The sequence below is a fragment of the Pseudomonas sp. B7(2017) genome, assembly GCF_002112745.1.
In the GTDB taxonomy this organism is placed as follows: Bacteria; Pseudomonadota; Gammaproteobacteria; order Pseudomonadales; family Pseudomonadaceae; genus Aquipseudomonas; species Aquipseudomonas ekonensis.
Window position 1 is genome coordinate 57,710 of sequence record NZ_NEIP01000017.1, and the last position, 17,455, is coordinate 75,164.

11 protein-coding genes are annotated in these 17,455 nt (G+C 66.8%); 7 read left to right on the forward strand and 4 right to left on the reverse strand.

The window, feature by feature from the left end; translation table 11 throughout:
• The first annotated feature begins 71 nt into the window (after window positions 1–71).
• The 4 genes from CAG29_RS23720 (at window position 72) to CAG29_RS23735 (ending at window position 9,483) form a co-directional block, all read left to right on the forward strand.
• A complete protein-coding gene (locus CAG29_RS23720; protein ID WP_085630946.1) occupies window positions 72–2,375 on the forward strand; it encodes a YgiQ family radical SAM protein in 2,304 nt (767 codons plus the stop codon).
• Window positions 2,376–2,751: 376 nt separating this feature from the next.
• Window positions 2,752–6,018 carry a DUF2126 domain-containing protein gene (locus CAG29_RS23725; protein ID WP_085695226.1) on the forward strand — a complete coding sequence of 1,089 codons (3,267 nt, stop codon included), beginning with the start codon at window positions 2,752–2,754 and terminating at the stop codon, window positions 6,016–6,018.
• 88 nt (window positions 6,019–6,106) lie between these two features.
• Window positions 6,107–8,593 (forward strand): circularly permuted type 2 ATP-grasp protein, encoded by a 2,487-nt coding sequence (locus tag CAG29_RS23730; protein ID WP_085695227.1) that lies wholly within the window; start codon window positions 6,107–6,109, stop codon window positions 8,591–8,593.
• On the forward strand, window positions 8,593–9,483 hold the full coding sequence (locus tag CAG29_RS23735) for a transglutaminase family protein (RefSeq protein ID WP_085630940.1): 891 nt from the start codon (window positions 8,593–8,595) through the stop codon (window positions 9,481–9,483). The genes CAG29_RS23730 and CAG29_RS23735 overlap by 1 nt, the downstream gene beginning before the upstream one ends.
• Window positions 9,484–9,622: 139 nt before the next feature.
• Here the strand turns inward: CAG29_RS23735 and CAG29_RS23740 are convergent, their stop codons facing one another.
• The gene (locus tag CAG29_RS23740; protein WP_085582857.1) at window positions 9,623–10,210 is read right to left on the reverse strand and encodes a TIGR00730 family Rossman fold protein; all 588 of its coding nucleotides are present in this window, start codon (window positions 10,208–10,210) and stop codon (window positions 9,623–9,625) included.
• Between the two features lie 343 nt (window positions 10,211–10,553).
• On the opposite strand from CAG29_RS23740, the gene azu reads away from it, so the two are divergent.
• Window positions 10,554–11,000: an azurin gene (gene azu, locus CAG29_RS23745; RefSeq protein WP_085582855.1), complete on the forward strand. Its 447-nt coding sequence runs from the start codon at window positions 10,554–10,556 to the stop codon at window positions 10,998–11,000.
• Window positions 11,001–11,200: 200 nt separating this feature from the next.
• Here the strand turns inward: azu and nadE are convergent, their stop codons facing one another.
• The 3 genes from nadE to CAG29_RS23760 all read right to left on the reverse strand — a co-directional run bounded on the left by nadE (window position 11,201) and on the right by CAG29_RS23760 (window position 14,286).
• Window positions 11,201–12,028, reverse strand: a complete 828-nt coding sequence (gene nadE / locus CAG29_RS23750; RefSeq protein ID WP_085582853.1) for an ammonia-dependent NAD(+) synthetase — start codon at window positions 12,026–12,028, stop codon at window positions 11,201–11,203.
• 4 nt (window positions 12,029–12,032) lie between these two features.
• Complete coding sequence (gene pncB / locus CAG29_RS23755; RefSeq protein WP_085582851.1) at window positions 12,033–13,256, reverse strand: nicotinate phosphoribosyltransferase; 1,224 nt, start codon at window positions 13,254–13,256, stop codon at window positions 12,033–12,035.
• 118 nt (window positions 13,257–13,374) lie between these two features.
• Window positions 13,375–14,286: a LysR family transcriptional regulator gene (locus tag CAG29_RS23760; protein WP_085695228.1), complete on the reverse strand. Its 912-nt coding sequence runs from the start codon at window positions 14,284–14,286 to the stop codon at window positions 13,375–13,377.
• Between the two features lie 184 nt (window positions 14,287–14,470).
• On the opposite strand from CAG29_RS23760, the gene CAG29_RS23765 reads away from it, so the two are divergent.
• Both CAG29_RS23765 and CAG29_RS23770 read left to right on the forward strand, forming a co-directional pair.
• The gene (locus CAG29_RS23765) at window positions 14,471–15,961 is read left to right on the forward strand and encodes an aldehyde dehydrogenase family protein (protein WP_085582847.1); all 1,491 of its coding nucleotides are present in this window, start codon (window positions 14,471–14,473) and stop codon (window positions 15,959–15,961) included.
• Window positions 15,962–16,117: 156 nt separating this feature from the next.
• Window positions 16,118–17,401: an FAD-binding oxidoreductase gene (locus CAG29_RS23770; protein ID WP_085640612.1), complete on the forward strand. Its 1,284-nt coding sequence runs from the start codon at window positions 16,118–16,120 to the stop codon at window positions 17,399–17,401.
• Window positions 17,402–17,455 lie beyond the last annotated feature (54 nt).

The window sequence follows — 17,455 nt, forward strand, 5'->3', positions numbered from 1 at the left end:
CGGAATTGGTCAAAATTTGTGCTATATTCCGCGCCCGCGAAATTCCATGAAAGCCAACACCGGTTATCGACATGCAAGCAGCCAAGCCGTTATTTGACTATCCGAAGTACTGGGCCGAATGTTTCGGGCCGGCGCCGTTCCTGCCGATGAGCAGGGAGGAGATGGATCAGCTCGGCTGGGACTCCTGCGACATCATCATCGTCACCGGCGATGCCTACGTCGACCATCCGTCGTTCGGCATGGCGATCATCGGTCGCTTGCTTGAGGCCCAGGGCTTTCGCGTAGGGATCATCGCGCAGCCGAACTGGCAGTCCAAGGACGACTTCATGAAGCTGGGCGAGCCGAACCTGTTCTTCGGCGTCGCGGCCGGCAACATGGACTCGATGATCAACCGCTACACCGCCGACAAGAAAATCCGCTCCGACGACGCCTACACGCCCGGCGGCATGGCCGGCATGCGTCCGGACCGCGCGAGCCTGGTCTACAGCCAGCGCTGCAAGGAAGCCTACAAGCACGTGCCGATCGTGCTCGGCGGCATCGAAGCCTCGCTGCGCCGCATCGCCCACTACGACTACTGGCAAGACCGCGTACGCAACTCGATCCTGATCGACGCCAGCGCCGACATCCTGCTGTACGGCAACGCCGAGCGGGCCATCGTCGAGGTCGCCCAGCGCCTGTCCTACGGCCAGAAGATCGAAGACATCACCGATGTGCGCGGCACCGCGTTCATCCGCCGCGACACCCCGCAGGGCTGGTACGAGGTCGACTCCACGCGCATCGACCGTCCGGGCAAGATCGACAAGATCATCAACCCGTACGTCAACACCCAGGACACCGCCGCCTGCGCCATCGAGCAGGAGAAGGGCCCGGTCGAAGACCCGCAGGAAGCCAAGGTCGTGCAGATCCTGGCGAGCCCGAAGATGACCCGGGACAAGACCGTGATCCGCCTGCCGTCCATGGAGAAGGTGCGCAACGACCCGGTTCTGTACGCCCACGCCAACCGCGTGCTGCACCTGGAGACCAACCCCGGCAACGCCCGTGCGCTGGTGCAGCGTCACGGCGAGACCGACGTCTGGTTCAACCCGCCGCCGATTCCGATGACCACCGAGGAAATGGACTACGTGTTCGGCATGCCGTACCAGCGCATTCCGCACCCGGCGTACGGCAAGGAAAAGATCCCGGCCTACGAGATGATCCGTTTTTCGGTGAACATCATGCGCGGCTGCTTCGGCGGCTGCACCTTCTGCTCGATCACCGAGCACGAAGGGCGGATCATCCAGAACCGCTCGGAAGAGTCGATCATCCGCGAGATCGAAGAGATCCGCGACAAGGTGCCGGGCTTCACCGGGGTCATCTCCGACCTCGGCGGCCCGACCGCGAACATGTACCGCATCGCCTGCAAGAGCCCGGAGATCGAATCCGCGTGCCGCAAGCCGTCCTGCGTGTTCCCCGGCATCTGCCCGAACCTGAACACCGACCACTCGTCGCTCATTCAGCTGTACCGCAGCGCCCGTGCGCTGCCGGGCGTGAAGAAGATCCTGATCGCCTCCGGCCTGCGCTACGACTTGGCGGTCGAGTCGCCGGAATACGTCAAGGAGCTGGTGACCCACCACGTCGGCGGCTACCTGAAGATCGCCCCGGAGCACACCGAGGAAGGCCCGCTCAACCAGATGATGAAGCCGGGCATCGGCACCTATGACCGCTTCAAGCGCATGTTCGAGAAATTCTCGAAGGAAGCGGGCAAGGAGCAGTACCTGATCCCGTACTTCATCGCCGCCCACCCGGGCACCACCGACGAAGACATGATGAACCTGGCCCTGTGGCTCAAGGGCAACGGCTTCCGCGCCGATCAGGTGCAGGCGTTCTACCCGTCGCCGATGGCCTCCGCCACCGCGATGTACCACTCGGGCAAGAACCCGCTGCGCAAGGTCACCTACAAGAGCGACGGCGTGACCATCGTCAAGAGCGAGGAGCAGCGCCGCCTGCACAAGGCGTTCCTGCGCTACCACGATCCGAAGGGCTGGCCGATGCTGCGCGAAGCGTTGCTGCGCATGGGCCGGGGCGACCTGATCGGTTCGGGCAAGCATCAGCTGATCCCGGCGCACCAGCCGGCCACCGACAGCTACCAGAGCGCCCGGCGCAAGAACTCGACGCCGGCCGGCAGCCACAAGGTCGCCAAGGACAAGACCACCAAGATCCTCACCCAGCACACCGGCCTGCCGCCCCGCGGCAGCGACGGCGGCAACCCGTGGGACAAGCGCGAGAAGGCCAAGGCCGAAGCGTTCGCCCGCAACCAGCAGGCGGCCAAGGAGCGCAAGGACGCCGCCAAGGGCAAGGGGCCCAAGCCTGCGCGCAAGCCGGTGGTGCCGCGCTGATGCGCATGTGAGCTGAACAGAACGCCAACCTTCGGGTTGGCGTTCTGCATTCCGGCCACAAGAAACCTGTTGCCGTTCCGGCCCCTTCGTCGGGTCGCCGCCCGGGGCAAGTCCGCTCCCACAGGTTCAGCGGTGTTCAGTGATGTTGTGCCCGACGCGAACACTGTGGGAGCCAGCCTGCTGGCGATGAGGCCGGTACAGACTGCAGTTATCCACAGGCCTGCCACATTCAGGCGCAATTTCCCCGGCCCATTTCCGCCCGCCGCCCGATTTCGGTGCTGTACTGCCCTGTGCATTTTCGCAACGGCGCCCAAGCCCCCGCATGGCACAAGTCTTGCGCGCCGTTGACTACGCCCAGGCCCGCAGGAGGCACGCCGTGTCGATTCAAGTCGCCTTGCACCACGTCACGCACTACCGCTACGACCGCGCCGTCGAGCTCGGGCCGCAGATCGTCCGTCTGCGCCCGGCCGCCCATAGCCGCACGCGGATCCTGTCCTATGCGCTGAAGGTCACGCCCAGGCAGCATTTCATCAACTGGCAGCAGGATCCCCAGGGCAACTACCTGGCGCGGCTGGTGTTCCCGGAAAAGACCGACACGTTGCGGGTCGAAGTCGACCTGCTGGCGGAGATGGCGGTGTTCAATCCGTTCGACTTCTTCCTTGAGCCCTACGCCGAACGGATCCCCTTCGCCTATGGGGCCGACGAGGGCAAGGAGCTGGCGCCGTACCTCGAAACCCTGCCGCTGACGCCAACGTTCAAGGCCTACCTCGACGGCATCGACCGCACGCCGCTGCCGGCCGTGGATTTCCTGGTGGCGCTCAACCAACGTCTGAGCCAGGACATCAACTACCTGATCCGCCTGGAGCCGGGCGTGCAGACCCCGGAAGAGACCCTCGAACGCGCCTCCGGCTCCTGCCGCGACTCGGCGTGGCTGCTGGTGCAGCTGCTGCGTCATCTCGGGTTGGCGGCGCGCTTCGTCTCCGGCTACCTGATTCAACTGACGGCGGATGTGAAAAGCCTCGACGGCCCGTCCGGCACCGAGGCGGACTTCACCGACCTGCACGCCTGGTGCGAGGTGTACCTGCCCGGCGCAGGCTGGATCGGCCTGGACGCCACCTCCGGGCTGTTCGCCGGCGAGGGGCACATTCCGCTGGCGTGCAGTCCCGATCCGTCGTCGGCGGCACCGGTCAGCGGGATGGTGGAGCCTTGCGGGTGCGAGTTCAGCCACGAAATGACCGTGGAGCGGATCCTGGAAACGCCACGGGTCACCAAGCCCTACACCGACGGGCAGTGGCAGGCGATCCACGCGCTGGGGCGGCGGGTCGACGCCGACCTGCTCGCAGGCGATGTGCGCCTGACCATGGGCGGCGAGCCGACCTTCGTCTCCATCGACGACCCCGACGGCGCCGAATGGAACACCGCCGCCCTCGGCCCGGACAAGCGCCGGCTCTCCGCCGAGCTGTTCCGGCGCCTGCGCGAACATTACGCCCCCGAAGGGCTGGTGCACTTCGGGCAGGGCAAGTGGTATCCCGGCGAGCAGCTGCCGCGCTGGTCGCTGAACTGCCATTGGCGCCGCGACGGCGTGCCGGTCTGGCGCAACAGCGCGCTGATCGCCGACGAGCGGCAGGACTACGGCGCCGACAGCGCATTGGCCGGGCGCTTTCTGGCGAGCGTCGCCGAACGCTTGAGGTTGCCGGCGCGGTTCGTGTTCGCGGCCTACGAAGACCATCTCCATTACCTGTGGCGCGAGGGCGCCTTGCCGGTCAACGTCAGCGCCGAGGATCCGCGGCTGGAGGATCCGCTGGAGCGGGCGCGCCTGCGCAAGGTCTTCAGCAAGGGGCTGGGCAAGGTGATCGGCCAGGTGCTGCCGCTGGCGCGTACCGCCAAGGGCGACCAGTGGCAGAGCGGGCGCTGGTACCTGCGCGACGACCACTGCCGGCTGGTGCCGGGGGATTCGCCGCTGGGCTACCGCCTGCCGCTGGCGTCGCAGCCGTGGGTGAAGGCGGCGGAGTATCCGTACGTCCATCCCAACGACCCGAACCAGGACTTCCCCGACCTTCCGGACACCGCGCAGCTCAACCGGCACGGCGAGCCCGCCGAGGCTGACGAGCGCCGGCCGGCGGTGGATGCGTCCGCCGACTGGCTGACCCGTACCGCGCTGTGCGCCGAACCGCGGGGCGGGCGCCTGTACCTGTTCATGCCGCCGTTGCAGCGGGTGGAAGAGTATCTGGAACTGGTGGCGACCATCGAGGCTACCGCCCAGGAGCTCAACTGCCCGGTGTTGCTGGAAGGCTATGAGCCGCCGGCCGACCCGCGCCTGGCCAACTTCCGCATCACCCCGGATCCGGGGGTGATCGAAGTCAACGTCCAACCGTCCGCCACCTGGGACGAACTGGTCGAGCGCACGGAGTTCCTCTACGAGCAGGCGCGGCTGACCCGGCTGTCCACCGAGAAATTCATGATCGACGGGCGGCACACCGGCACCGGCGGCGGCAACCATTTCGTCCTCGGCGGGGCGACGCCGGCCGACTCGCCGTTCCTGCGCCGTCCGGACCTGCTGCGCAGCCTGATCAGTTACTGGCACAACCACCCGTCGCTGTCGTACCTGTTTTCCGGCCTGTTCATCGGCCCGACGTCCCAGGCGCCCCGGGTCGACGAGGCGCGCAACGACGCCCTGTACGAACTGGAGATCGCCTTTAAGCAGATGCCGGCGCCGGGTGAGCAATGCCCGCCGTGGCGGGTGGACCGGTTGCTGCGCAACCTGCTGATCGACGTCACGGGCAACACCCACCGCGCCGAGTTCTGCATCGACAAGCTCTATTCGCCGGACGGCGCCAGCGGACGCCTGGGCCTGCTGGAGCTGCGCGCCTTCGAGATGCCGCCCCATGCGCGCATGAGCCTGATCCAGCAACTGTTGCTGCGGGCGCTGGTGGCGCGCTTCTGGCGCGAGCCCTATGCGCCGCCGAAACTGGCGCGCTGGGGCACCGAGCTGCACGACCGCTTCATGCTGCCGCACTTCATCGCGCAGGATTTCGCCGAGGTCATCGACGACCTCGACCGGGCCGGCTATCCGTTGCGGGCCGAATGGTTTGCGGCGCATCAGGCGTTCCGCTTCCCCAAGCTCGGCGACTATGCCGTCAACGGCGTCGAACTGGAGCTGCACCAGGCCCTCGAACCCTGGCATGTGCTGGGCGAAGAGGGCGGTACGGTGCGTTACGTCGACTCTTCGCTGGAGCGCGTGCAGGTCAAGGTCTGCGGATGGATGCCGCAGCGGCATCGGTTGACCTGCAACGGCGTTGCGGTGCCGCTGCACCCCACCGGGCGGGTCGGCGAGTACGTGGCCGGAGTGCGGTTCCGCGCCTGGCAGCCGGCCAATTGCCTGCAACCGACCATCGGCGTGCACGCACCGTTGGTGTTCGACCTGGTCGACACCTGGGCGCAGCGTTCCCTCGGCGGCTGCCAGTACCATGTCGCCCATCCGGGCGGGCGCAATTTCGAGACATTGCCGGTCAATGCCAACGAGGCAGAGAGCCGGCGCCTGGCGCGTTTCTTCCGCATCGGGCACACGCCGGGGAACATTCCGATAGCGGAGGTGGAAACGGATGACGAGTTTCCGCTGACTCTCGATTTGCGACGTTTCTGAACCGTACGCGACGCTCGGACTTTTCGTATATCCGGGTGTCACGTGCCTGCGTTAGTCTGACCGTTCCTTGCCGGTTGCCGAGCTCTCCATGCCAGACCTGCTTGACCGCTACCCGCTGACGGCGGGCACCTACCACGAACTGCTCGACGGCAGCGGCGCGGTGCGTCCGCACTGGCGCCGGCTGTTCGACCAGCTGCAGCGCAGCACGCCGCAGCAGCTGGCGCAGCGTCAGGCGCTGCTGGCGCGGCAGATCCAGGAGAACGGTGTCACCTACAACGTCTATGCCGACCCCAAGGGCGCCGACCGCCCGTGGGAGCTGGACCTGCTGCCCCATGTGATCGCCGCCGACGAATGGCAGCGGCTGTCGGCCGGGATCGCCCAGCGGGCGCGGCTGCTCAATGCGGTGCTGGCGGACCTGTACGGCCCGCAGCGGCTGATCCGCGAAGGGCTGCTGCCGGCGGAGCTGGTGTTCGGCCACAACAACTTCCTCTGGCCCTGTCAGGGCATTTCGCCTCCGGACGGGGCGTTCCTGCATCTGTACGCGGCGGATCTGGCGCGCACGCCGGACGGCCGCTGGTGGGTCACGGCGGACCGCACCCAGGCGCCGTCCGGGGCCGGGTATGCGCTGGAGAACCGCACCATCGTGTCCCGTGCCTTCCCCGAGCTGTACCGGGATCTGCGGGTGCAGCACCTGGCGGGCTTCTTCCGCACGCTCCAGGAAACCCTCGTGCGCCAGGCGCCGGGCGACAGCGAGACTCCGCTGGTGGTGCTGCTGACGCCGGGGCGCTTCAACGAAAGTTATTTCGAACACCTGTACCTGGCGCGGCAGCTCGGCTATCCGCTGGTGGAGGGCGGCGACCTCACCGTGCGCGACGCCACGGTGTACCTCAAGACCCTCAGCGGCCTGCGTCGGGTGCACGCGATCATGCGCCGGCTCGACGATGATTTCTGCGACCCGCTGGAGCTGCGCACCGACTCGGCCCTCGGCGTGCCCGGCCTGCTGGAGGCGGTGCGCCGCGGGCGGGTGCTGGTGGCCAACGCGCTGGGCAGCGGCGTGCTGGAGTCGCCGGGGTTGCTGGGGTTCCTGCCGAAGATCAGCCAGCACCTGTTCGGCGAAGAACTGATCCTGCCGTCCATCGCCACCTGGTGGTGCGGTGAGGCGCCGGTGCTGGCCCAGGCCCTGGAAAAACTGCCGGAGCTGCTGATCAAGCCGGCCTTTCCTTCACAGAGCTTCACGCCCGTGTTCGGCCGCGACTTGAGTGAAAAACAGCGCCAGGCCCTCGCCGAGCGCATGCAGGCGCGGCCTTATGCCTATGTCGCGCAAGAGTTGGCGCAGCTGTCCCAGGCGCCGGTCTGGCAGGCCGAGGACGGCCAGTTGCAGGCGCGGGCCATCGGCATGCGCCTGTACGCGGTGGCCAGCCGCGAGGGCTACCGGGTGTTGCCGGGCGGGCTGACCCGGGTGGCCGCCGAGGCCGACGCCGAAGTGGTGTCGATGCAGCGCGGCGGCGCCAGCAAGGACACCTGGGTGCTGGGCGACCGGCCGCCGAGCGGCGAACAGTGGAAGGCCCAACGCAGCATCGGCGTGCACGACCTGGTGCGGCGCGACCCCTACCTGCCGTCGCGGGTGGTGGAGAACCTGTTCTGGTTCGGCCGCTATTGCGAGCGCTGCGACGACAGTGCGCGGCTGCTGCGGATCGTGCTGGCGCGCTACATCGACGGCGACGATCCGCAGGCCTTGCAGGCCGCCGTGGACCTCGGCGAACGGCTGATGCTGCTGCCGGACGAAGGCGAACTGCCGCAGCGCCTGCTGGCGGCGCTGCTCGGCGAAGACTGGTCGTTCAGCCTGCGCGCCAACCTGCAGCGCCTGCAATGGGCGGCGTCCCAGGTGCGCGGCAAGCTGTCGCGGGAAAACTGGCAGGCGCTGGTGGAGCTGCAGCGCGAGGCCGCCGAACTGGACGGCGACGAGCCGGACTTCGGCGAGCTGCTGGATTTCCTCAACCGGCTGGTGACCTCGCTGGCGGCGCTGTCCGGATTCGCCCTGGACGACATGACCCGCGACGAGGGCTGGCGCTTCCTGATGATCGGGCGGCGGATCGAGCGATTGCAGTTCCTCAGCGCCAGCCTGGCGGCGTTCCTGCGGGGCGCCGGCGCGTTCGACCAGGCGGGGCTTGAGTGGTTGCTGGAGCTGGGCAACAGCAGCATCACCTACCGTTCACGCTACCTGGCGGTGGCGCAGTTGATCCCGGTGCTCGACCTGTTGCTGCTCGACGAACAGAACCCCCACGCGGTGCTGTTCCAGCTGAAGCTGGTGGCCCGCACCGTCAAGCGGCTGAACGATGATTTCGGTGCACCGAGGGAAGCCGGGTTGGCGCCATTGGCCGAGCGTCTGGCGCGCATCGACCTCGGCTGCCTGGAGAACCCGCTGTTCGGCGAGGCCAGCGTGCGCGCCGCGCTCGACGGGCTGGCCGACCTGCTGCAAGAGATCGCCGATGTCAGCGCGCAGGTGTCCGATCGCCTGGCCCTGCGCCATTTCGCCCATGTCGACGATGTCAGCCAGCGCACGGTGTCCGTCTGATGAATGCCCGCTACCAAGTCCTCCACGACACCTGCTACCGCTACGACAGCCCGGTTTCGCTGGCACAGCAGTTGGCCCATCTGTGGCCCCGCGAGTGTGCCTGGCAGCGCTGCACCGAGCAGCGTCTGCTGATCAGCCCGGAGCCGACCGCCCGCCGGGACGAGCTGGACGTGTTCGGCAACCCGCTGACGCGCCTGGCGTTCGAGCGGCCCCATGACGAGTTGCAGGTCAGTGCGCGGCTGATGGTCGAGGTACTGGCGCGACCGGCAATGGACTTTGCCTTGTCCCCGGCCTGGGAGGCGACGTGCGCCGCGCTGGCCTACAGCGGCCGGCCGCTCTTGCCCCACGTGCTGGAAGCCTGCCGCTATCGGTTCGAATCGCCCTATGTGCACCTCAAGCGCCGCTTCGTCGAGTTCTCCGACAGCTGCTTCACGCCGGGGCGGGCCATGCTCTGGGCGGTGCAGGCCTTGATGCAGAAAATCTTCAGCGAGTTCACCTTCGATGCCGAAGCGACCCAGGTCGCGACGCCGCTGGTGGAAGTGCTGGAGCGGCGGCGCGGGGTCTGTCAGGACTTCGCCCACCTGATGCTGGCCTGCCTGCGCTCCCGGGGGTTGGCGGCGCGTTACGTCAGCGGCTACCTGCTGACCCGGCCGCCGCCGGGCCAGCCCCGGCTGATCGGCGCCGACGCGTCCCACGCCTGGGTGTCGGTGTTTTGCCCGGTGCTGGGCTGGGTGGACTTCGACCCGACGAACAATGTGCAGCCGGCGCTGGAGCACATCACCCTGGCCTGGGGTCGGGACTTCTCCGATGTGTCGCCGTTGCGCGGGGTGATTCTGGGCGGGGGCAGCCATGACCCGGAGGTGCGGGTCACGGTGATGCCGCTGGATTGACCGCGATGCGGTGGGGTTCACCTGTCCAGTGCGGGAGCCGCAGTTTGCGGCGCCCTCACTGGCGCTATCGCCAGCAGGCTGGCTCCCACAGGGTTGGCACCTTGCATGGCCATGGGGGAGCGACTCCTGGCGTGAAGCCTCACTTCGGCTTCTGGTCCACCCACTTGGGGGCGACGGTCGGCTGCCAGCGGTCGAGGGCGTCGAGCAGTGCCTGCGGCGAATCGCTGACCTGCAGCATGTCCCGGTGCGGCGCGCGGACGAAGCCTTCGCCGACGAGGTGATCGAGGAACGCGGTGAGCTTGCTGTAGAAACCGTTCACTTCCATCAGGCCCAGCGGCTTGCCGTGGTAGCCGAGCTGGCCCCAGGTCCAGACCTCGAACAGTTCTTCCAGGGTGCCGAGGCCGCCGGGCAGGGCGATGAACGCGTCGCTGAGCTCGGCCATCCGCGCCTTGCGGGCGTGCATGCCGTCGACCACTTCCAGGCGGGTGAGCCCCTTGTGGCCGATTTCCTTGTCCATCAGGGCCTGCGGGATGATCCCGACCACTTCACCGCCGGCCGCCAGTGCGGCATCGGCGACGATGCCCATCAGCCCGACGGCGCCGCCGCCGTAGACCAGGGTCAACTTGCGCTCGGCCAATGCCCGGCCGAGGGCGACGGCGGCTTCGGTGTACGCCGGGTCGGTGCCGGCGTTGGCGCCGCAAAATACACAAACGGAAGTGAGAGACATGCCTTGCTCCTGTGTCGATCAGTCGCACAGGGTAGCGGCAGCGGGGCCGCAGTCCAAGGACTAGACTTCGCGTTCCGGCGTTTCACAGGTACCGCTGGCACCGCAGGCGTAGGCGGCAAGCAGGCTGCGCAGCAAACCGTTAAAGAACATGATCGGCACTCCGTTTCAGTGGGATGGGCCGATCATAGGCCCGGGCCGTGGTTCTGGCCGGTAGATTGTTTCGATGAGTGTCATAGCCTGAAAGTTGTATACAATCTTTGACTCAGGTCATAGGAACTTGCGAAGATTTCAGGCAGTCTTCCAACCACTCTTGTTTCTGTTAACCCTGCCTTGGAGATTCACCATGTTTTCCAAAGTTGTTGCGGTATCCCTGCTGGCCCTGGCCAGCGGCCAACTGATGGCTGCAGAGTGCAAAACCACCGTAGATTCCACCGACCAGATGTCCTTCAACACCAAGGCCATTGAAATCGACAAGAGCTGCAAGACCTTCACCGTCGAACTGACCCACTCCGGCAGCCTGCCGAAGAACGTGATGGGCCATAACCTGGTGATCAGCAAAGAAGCCGACATGCAGCCGATCGCCACCGACGGCCTGGCCGCCGGCATCGACAAGAACTACCTGAAAGAGGGCGACGCCCGCGTCATCGCCCACACCAAGATCATCGGCGCCGGCGAGAAGGATTCGCTGACCATCGACGTGTCCAAGCTGACCGCCGGTGAAGCCTATGGCTTCTTCTGCTCGTTCCCGGGCCACATCTCGATGATGAAGGGCACCGTCACCGTCAAGTGACGGCGCAGGGGCCGTCGGCAGCGACCGACGTTCAGGCCAAAAGAAAGCCCGCCGGGGATCGACTCCCTGGCGGGCTTTTTAATGTGTCCGACCGTTGACCGCGTCATCGTTCATCGCGAGCAGGCTCGCTCCCACAGGCTTGGCGTTGTCCTTGGGGGCGCGAGCCTGCTCGCGATGAAGTCAGCCGGATCGTTCGTCACTCACGGGGCAAACGGCATTACCCGCTTATGGTGGGTCTTGTTGTACGTGTTGACGATGATGTCGAACGCTTCCTGGCGCACCGGCTCGCCGTGCAGGAAGGCGTCGATCTCGACGTAGGTCACGCCGTGGGACGCCTCGTCCGGCTTGCCCGGCGCCAGGTCTTCCAGGTCGGCGGTCGGGATCTTCTCCACCAGCGGTTCCGGCGCGCCGAAGCTGCGGGCGATCGCCCGCACCTGGTTCTTCACCAGCCCGCTGAGCGGCGCCAGGTCGCAGGCGCCGTCGCCGAACTTGGTGAAGAAACCCATCACCGCCTCTGCCGCGTGGTCGGTGCCGATCACCAGGCCATGGGCGGCGCCGGCGATGGTGTACTGGGCCACCATGCGCATGCGCGCCTTGGTGTTGCCGAGCACGAAGTCTTTCTGCACCGCTTGCTTGCCTTCGAACGCCGCCACTTCACCGGCCAGGGATTTCACCGCAGGACCGATGTTGACCGTGTGGCGCTCGTCGGGGTCGATGAAGTCCACCGAGGCCTGGGCGTCGTGCTCGTCGAACTGCACGTCGTAGGGCAGGCGCACGGCGATGAACCTGTAGCCGTCGTCGCCGCTGCGCTCGCGCAGCTCACGCATGGCGCGCTGGGCCAGCAGGCCGGCGGTCAGGGAATCGACGCCGCCGCTGATGCCCAGCACCAGGGTCTTGAGGCCGGCGTTGACCAGGCAGTCCTGGATGAAGGCGACGCGGCGCGCGACTTCCGCCTCGAGGGCCTTGTGGTCCGCGAACGGCGGCTGGACCTTGAGCTGTTCAGCAATCTCACGCTGTACGGCTTGCATGAATTCACTCCTTGCTAGATAGGCTGGAAACGGCAGGAACCTGGAAAACGTGTCGCAGGTAGGCGACGAAATTCGGGTCTTTGCAGTGGGTCTTGCCCGGCTCGTCGGAGATCTTCGCCACCGGTTGGCCGTTGCAGGCGGTCATTTTAAGCACGATGCTCATCGGTTCGACACCTGGAATGTCGCAGGTCAGGTTGGTGCCGATGCCGAAGCTCACGTTGATCCGCCCGTGCAGCGCCCGGAAGATCTCCAGCGACTTGGGCAAGGTCAGGCTGTCGGAGAACACCAGGGTCTTGCTCATCGGGTCGATGCCGAGCCGGTGGTAGTGGGCGATGCATTTTTCGCCCCACAGCACCGGATCCCCGGAGTCATGGCGCAGGCCGTCGAAGAGCTTGGCGAAGTACAGGTCGAAATCGCCGAGGAACGCGTCGGTGGTGATGCAGTCGGTCAGGGCGATCCCCAGCAGGCCCCGGTATTCGCGCACCCAGCAGTCGAGGGCGGCGCTCTGGCTGTCGATCAGCCGCGGGCCGAGTTGCTGGTGGGCCATGATCCATTCGTGGGCCATGGTGCCCAGCGGCTTCATGTCCAGTTCCCGGGACAGGTTCACGTTGCTGGTGCCGACGAAGCGGCCGGGGAAGTCGTGCTTGAGCACGTTCACCACTTCTTCCTGCACGCGGTACGAGAACCGGCGGCGTGTGCCGAAGTCGGCCACCTGCAACTGCGAAAGCTCCTCGGTCGAGGCATTGGCGTTGAGCCAGTCGAACTTGCGGTACAGCTGCTCGCGTGCCAGCTCCAGGGTGATGTCGCGGTAACGGTAGCGGTTGCGCACTTCGCTGACGATCGCCAGCAGCGGCACTTCGAACAGGATCACATGCAGCCACGGCCCGCGCAGGCGGATGAACAGCTCGCCGTTTTCGATGCCGGTGTGCAGGTAGCGCAGGTTGAAGCGGAACAGGCCGAGAAAGCGCAGGAAGTCCGGCTTGAGAAAGGAAATGCGCTCCAGGAAGCTCAACTGGTCGGCGCTCAGGCTCAGCTCGGCCAGGCGCTCGATCTGGAAGCGGATCTCCGCCAGGTACGGGCGCAGGTCCTCGGCGTTGCGGCAGCGGAACTCCCATTCGACTTCGACGTTGGGGTAGTTGTGCAGCACCGCCTGCATCATCGTCAGCTTGTAGAAGTCGGTGTCGAGCAGGTTCTGCACGATGCGATCGGCAAACACACTCTCGCTCATAAACGGTCTCCGGGCGGGCCGTGCGGTGGCACGGCATCAATCGATGGCGCTAGTGGCGCACATCGGCGGCAGGAAACGCCAGCAAAATTTGCCGGGCGAGGCACGTTGCCGCGGCGGGTCAAGGCGCAAGCGGATCCGGGCTGTCGACCTGTTCCAGCATCCATTTCACGAAATCCCGCACCTTGGGCACTTCCGCCGCGTGCTCCGGGTAGGCCAGGTAGTAGGCGTCGGTGCTGGGCATCGCGTGGGGCCACGGGATGACCAGTTTGCCGTCGGCCAGCTCTTCCTCCACCAGGAACCTCGGCAGCAGCGCCACGCCGCAGCCGACCTGGGCGGCGCGGATGCACATATAGAAGGTTTCGAAGCGCGGGCCGTGGTAGCTGTGTTCGGTCTGGCGGCCCTGGCTGTCGAACCAGTCGTGCCAGGCCTGGGGGCGCGAGGCGTTCTGCAGCAGCACCAGGTCCGTCAGTTGCGTGGGGTCGGTGAACGGCGTGGCCGGCAGGCTGCCCGGCGCGCACACCGGCACCAGCTCTTCGCCGAACAGCTTCAGGCACTCGGTGCCGGGCCGCGAGCCCTGGCCGAAGTAGAACGCCAGGTCGCTGCGCCCTTGCAGCAGGTCGTCGGCCTCGTGTTCGTTGCACAGGTCCAGGTGGATCGACGGATGGCGCAGCCGCCAGCCCTTGAGGCGCGGCACCAGCCAGCGGGCGCCGAAGGTTGAGGGGGTGGACACCCGCAGGACTTCGGTCTCGCCGCCGTAGGAACGCAGGTAGTGGGTGGACATCTCCACCTGGGTGAGGATCTTGCGCACCTCCACCAGGTACAGGTCGCCGGCCGGGGTCATCTGCAGGCGCCGGCGCACCCGGCGGAACAGCAGGTGCTGCAGCAATTCCTCCAGTTGCGCCACCTGCTTGCTGACGGCGCTCTGGGTCAGGTTCAGTTCCTCGGCGGCCCGGGTGAAGCTCAGGTGCCGGGTCACGGCCTCGAAGCACTGCAGCGCGGTGATCGACGGCAGGTGGCGTTTGTTGAGCATGGGCAATCCTTTTTCTTGTGTTCTGGCCGGCATTCTCTGGCTGGCATGACGCAGCATGAATAAACGGAATGATATCTCGCGTAAAGGTCGTTTGTTGCACAGCCGCCCTGAGGCTACAACTAAAGGCCTGCACGGCCGCTTCAGCGCGGCCGCCCACATTCAGTTTCCGCTTGAGGAGTGACCCATGGTTGCCGCATTGCTTGATCGTCTTGGTGTGAACCCGGCCCTGTACCAGAACGGCAAAGTGCCGGTGCATTCGCCCATCGACGGCAGCCGCATCGCCGCCGTGAACTGGGAAGGCCCGGCCGAAGTCGAGCAGCACATCAGTCGCGCCGATCATGCGTTCGCGCTGTGGCGCCAGGTGCCGGCCCCGCGCCGCGGCGAGCTGGTGCGCCAGTTCGGCGAAGTGCTGCGCGCGCACAAGGCCGACCTCGGCGAGCTGGTGTCGTGGGAAGCCGGCAAGATCACCCAGGAAGGCCTGGGCGAAGTGCAGGAGATGATCGACATCTGCGACTTCGCCGTCGGCCTGTCGCGCCAGCTGTACGGCCTGACCATCGCGTCCGAGCGTCCGGGCCACCACATGCGCGAGACCTGGCATCCGCTGGGCGTGGTCGGGGTGATCAGCGCCTTCAACTTCCCGGTCGCGGTGTGGGCGTGGAACACCACGCTGGCGCTGGTCTGCGGCAACCCGGTGGTGTGGAAGCCGTCGGAGAAGACCCCGCTCACCGCGCTGGCCTGCCAGGCGCTGTTCGAGCGGGTGGCGAAGAACTTCAGCGACGCCCCGGCGCACCTGAGCCAGGTGGTGATCGGCGGCCGCGACGCCGGCGAGGCGCTGGTGGACGACCCGCGCGTGGCGCTGATCAGCGCCACCGGCAGCACCCGCATGGGCCGTGAAGTGGCGCCGAAGGTCGCGGCGCGGTTCGCCCGCAGCATCCTCGAACTGGGCGGCAACAACGCGATGATCCTCGGCCCGAGCGCCGATCTGGACATGGCCGTGCGCGCCATCCTGTTCAGCGCCGTCGGCACCGCCGGCCAGCGCTGCACCACCCTGCGCCGGCTGATCGCCCACGAATCGGTGAAAGAGGAAATCGTCACCCGCCTGAAGGCCGCGTATTCGAAGGTGCGCATCGGCCATCCGCTGGAAGGCAACCTGATCGGCCCGCTGATCGACAAGCACAGCTTCGACAACATGCAGGATGCGCTGGAGCAGGCCTTGAGCGAGGGCGGCCGGGTGTTCGGCGGTCAGCGCCAGTTGCAGGAGCAGTTCCCCAACGCCTACTACGTGTCGCCGGCCATCGTCGAAATGCCGGAGCAGAGCGACGTGGTGTGCAGCGAGACCTTCGCGCCGATCCTGTACGTGGTCGGCTACACGGATTTCGAAGAGGCCCTGCGCCTGAACAACGCCGTGCCGCAAGGCCTGTCGTCGTGCATCTTCACCACCGATGTGCGTGAGGCCGAGAAGTTCATGTCGGCGGTGGGCAGCGACTGCGGCATCGCCAACGTCAACATCGGCCCGAGCGGCGCGGAGATCGGCGGCGCGTTCGGCGGCGAGAAGGAGACCGGCGGCGGCCGCGAGTCGGGTTCCGACGCCTGGCGCGCCTACATGCGCCGCCAGACCAACACCGTGAACTATTCGCTGGAGCTGCCGCTGGCCCAGGGCATCACCTTCGACTGAACCGTCGGTGAGATGACGATCCCCTGTGGGAGCCGGCCTGCCGGCGACGGCGGCGGGTCAGTCAACATCGATGTTGGCTGATGTGCCGCTTTCGCCGGCAGGCTGGCTGCCACATTCTGGACAGTGTGTTTGTTGGGTTTCTGTTGGAGTCTGGCAATGCCGTTACGCGAAGAATGTCTGTGGGAAACCCTCACGCCGCAAAGGCCCGACAACGCGGCGCTCAAGGGTGAGGTCAAGGTCGATGTGTGTGTGGTCGGCGCCGGGTTCACCGGGTTGTCGGCGGCCCTGCATCTGCTGGAGAAGGGCAAGCGCGTCTGCGTGCTCGAAGCCCACCGTGCCGGCCATGGCGGCTCGGGGCGCAACGTCGGGCTGGTCAACGCCGGGATGTGGATCCCCCCGGACGAGATCGAGGCCGGGTTCGGCGAGGCGGTGGGCAGCCAGCTCAACCGCATGCTGGGGGCGGCGCCGGCGCTGGTGTTCAGCCTGGTGGACAAGTACGCCATCGATTGCCAGCTGCGCCGCGAAGGCACCCTGCACATGGCGCACAACGCCCGGGGCGAGGCGGACCTGCGCAGCCGCGAAGAACAATGGAAGCGCCGGGGCGCGCCGGTGGAACTGCTCACCGGTCAGGCCTGCGAACGGGCCACCGGCACCCGCAAGATCGCCGCCGCGCTGCTCGACCGCCGCGCCGGCACGCTCAATCCGATGGGCTATGTCACGGGGCTGGCCAAGGCGGTTGCGGGCCTCGGAGGGCAGGTGTTCGACCATTCGCCGGTCGTCCGGCTGGAACGGCAAGGGGCGAAATGGTCGGTGCAGACCGAGCAAGGCTCGGTGCTGGCCGAGCAGGTGGTGATCGCCTCCAACGCCTACACCGAAGGCGACTGGACTGAGCTCAAGCGCAATTTCTTCCCCGGCTACTACTATCAGGTCGCTTCGGTGCCGCTGACCGAGGACGCCGCCCAGGAAATCCTGCCGGGCGGGCAGGGCTCGTGGGACACCCGCCAGGTGCTGAGCAGCATCCGCCGCGACAAGGACGGCCGGCTGCTGCTCGGCAGCCTGGGCAACGGCAACCAGAAGCCGGCGTGGTTCCTCAAGGCCTGGGCCGACCGGGTGCAGCGGCACTACTTCCCCAACCTCAAACCGGTGGAATGGGAATGCACCTGGACCGGGCGCATCGCCTTCACCCCCGATCACCTGATGCGCCTGTTCGAGCCGGCGCCCGGCATCGTGGCCGTCACCGGTTACAACGGCCGCGGCGTCACCACCGGCACCGTGGTCGGCAAGGCCTTCGCCGACTATCTGTGTAACGGAAATCCTCAGGCCCTGCCGATCCCCTTCGCACCGATGCAGCCTCTGGCGGGCGTGGGCCTGCGCAGTTGCCTGTACGAGGCCGGGTTCTCGCTGTATCACGCGGGCCAGTGCCTGCGCATCGTCATCTGAGTGTTGAAATTTGTTGCTCCACGCGGCGCTTTCCGGCGCAGCGACTAGCCTGTA

Excerpts from the sequence above, each read along its gene's own strand:
- CAG29_RS23720 (WP_085630946.1), top strand. The coding sequence starts at position 72 with ATGCAAGCAGCCAAGCCGTTATTTGACTATCCGAAGTACTGGGCCGAA.
- CAG29_RS23730 (WP_085695227.1), top strand. The coding sequence starts at position 6,107 with ATGCCAGACCTGCTTGACCGCTACCCGCTGACGGCGGGCACCTACCAC.
- CAG29_RS23735 (WP_085630940.1), top strand. The coding sequence starts at position 8,593 with ATGAATGCCCGCTACCAAGTCCTCCACGACACCTGCTACCGCTACGAC.
- CAG29_RS23740 (WP_085582857.1), bottom strand. The coding sequence starts at position 10,210 with ATGTCTCTCACTTCCGTTTGTGTATTTTGCGGCGCCAACGCCGGCACC.
- azu (WP_085582855.1), top strand. The coding sequence starts at position 10,554 with ATGTTTTCCAAAGTTGTTGCGGTATCCCTGCTGGCCCTGGCCAGCGGC.
- nadE (WP_085582853.1), bottom strand. The coding sequence starts at position 12,028 with ATGCAAGCCGTACAGCGTGAGATTGCTGAACAGCTCAAGGTCCAGCCG.
- pncB (WP_085582851.1), bottom strand. The coding sequence starts at position 13,256 with ATGAGCGAGAGTGTGTTTGCCGATCGCATCGTGCAGAACCTGCTCGAC.
- CAG29_RS23760 (WP_085695228.1), bottom strand. The coding sequence starts at position 14,286 with ATGCTCAACAAACGCCACCTGCCGTCGATCACCGCGCTGCAGTGCTTC.
- CAG29_RS23765 (WP_085582847.1), top strand. The coding sequence starts at position 14,471 with ATGGTTGCCGCATTGCTTGATCGTCTTGGTGTGAACCCGGCCCTGTAC.
- CAG29_RS23770 (WP_085640612.1), top strand. The coding sequence starts at position 16,118 with ATGCCGTTACGCGAAGAATGTCTGTGGGAAACCCTCACGCCGCAAAGG.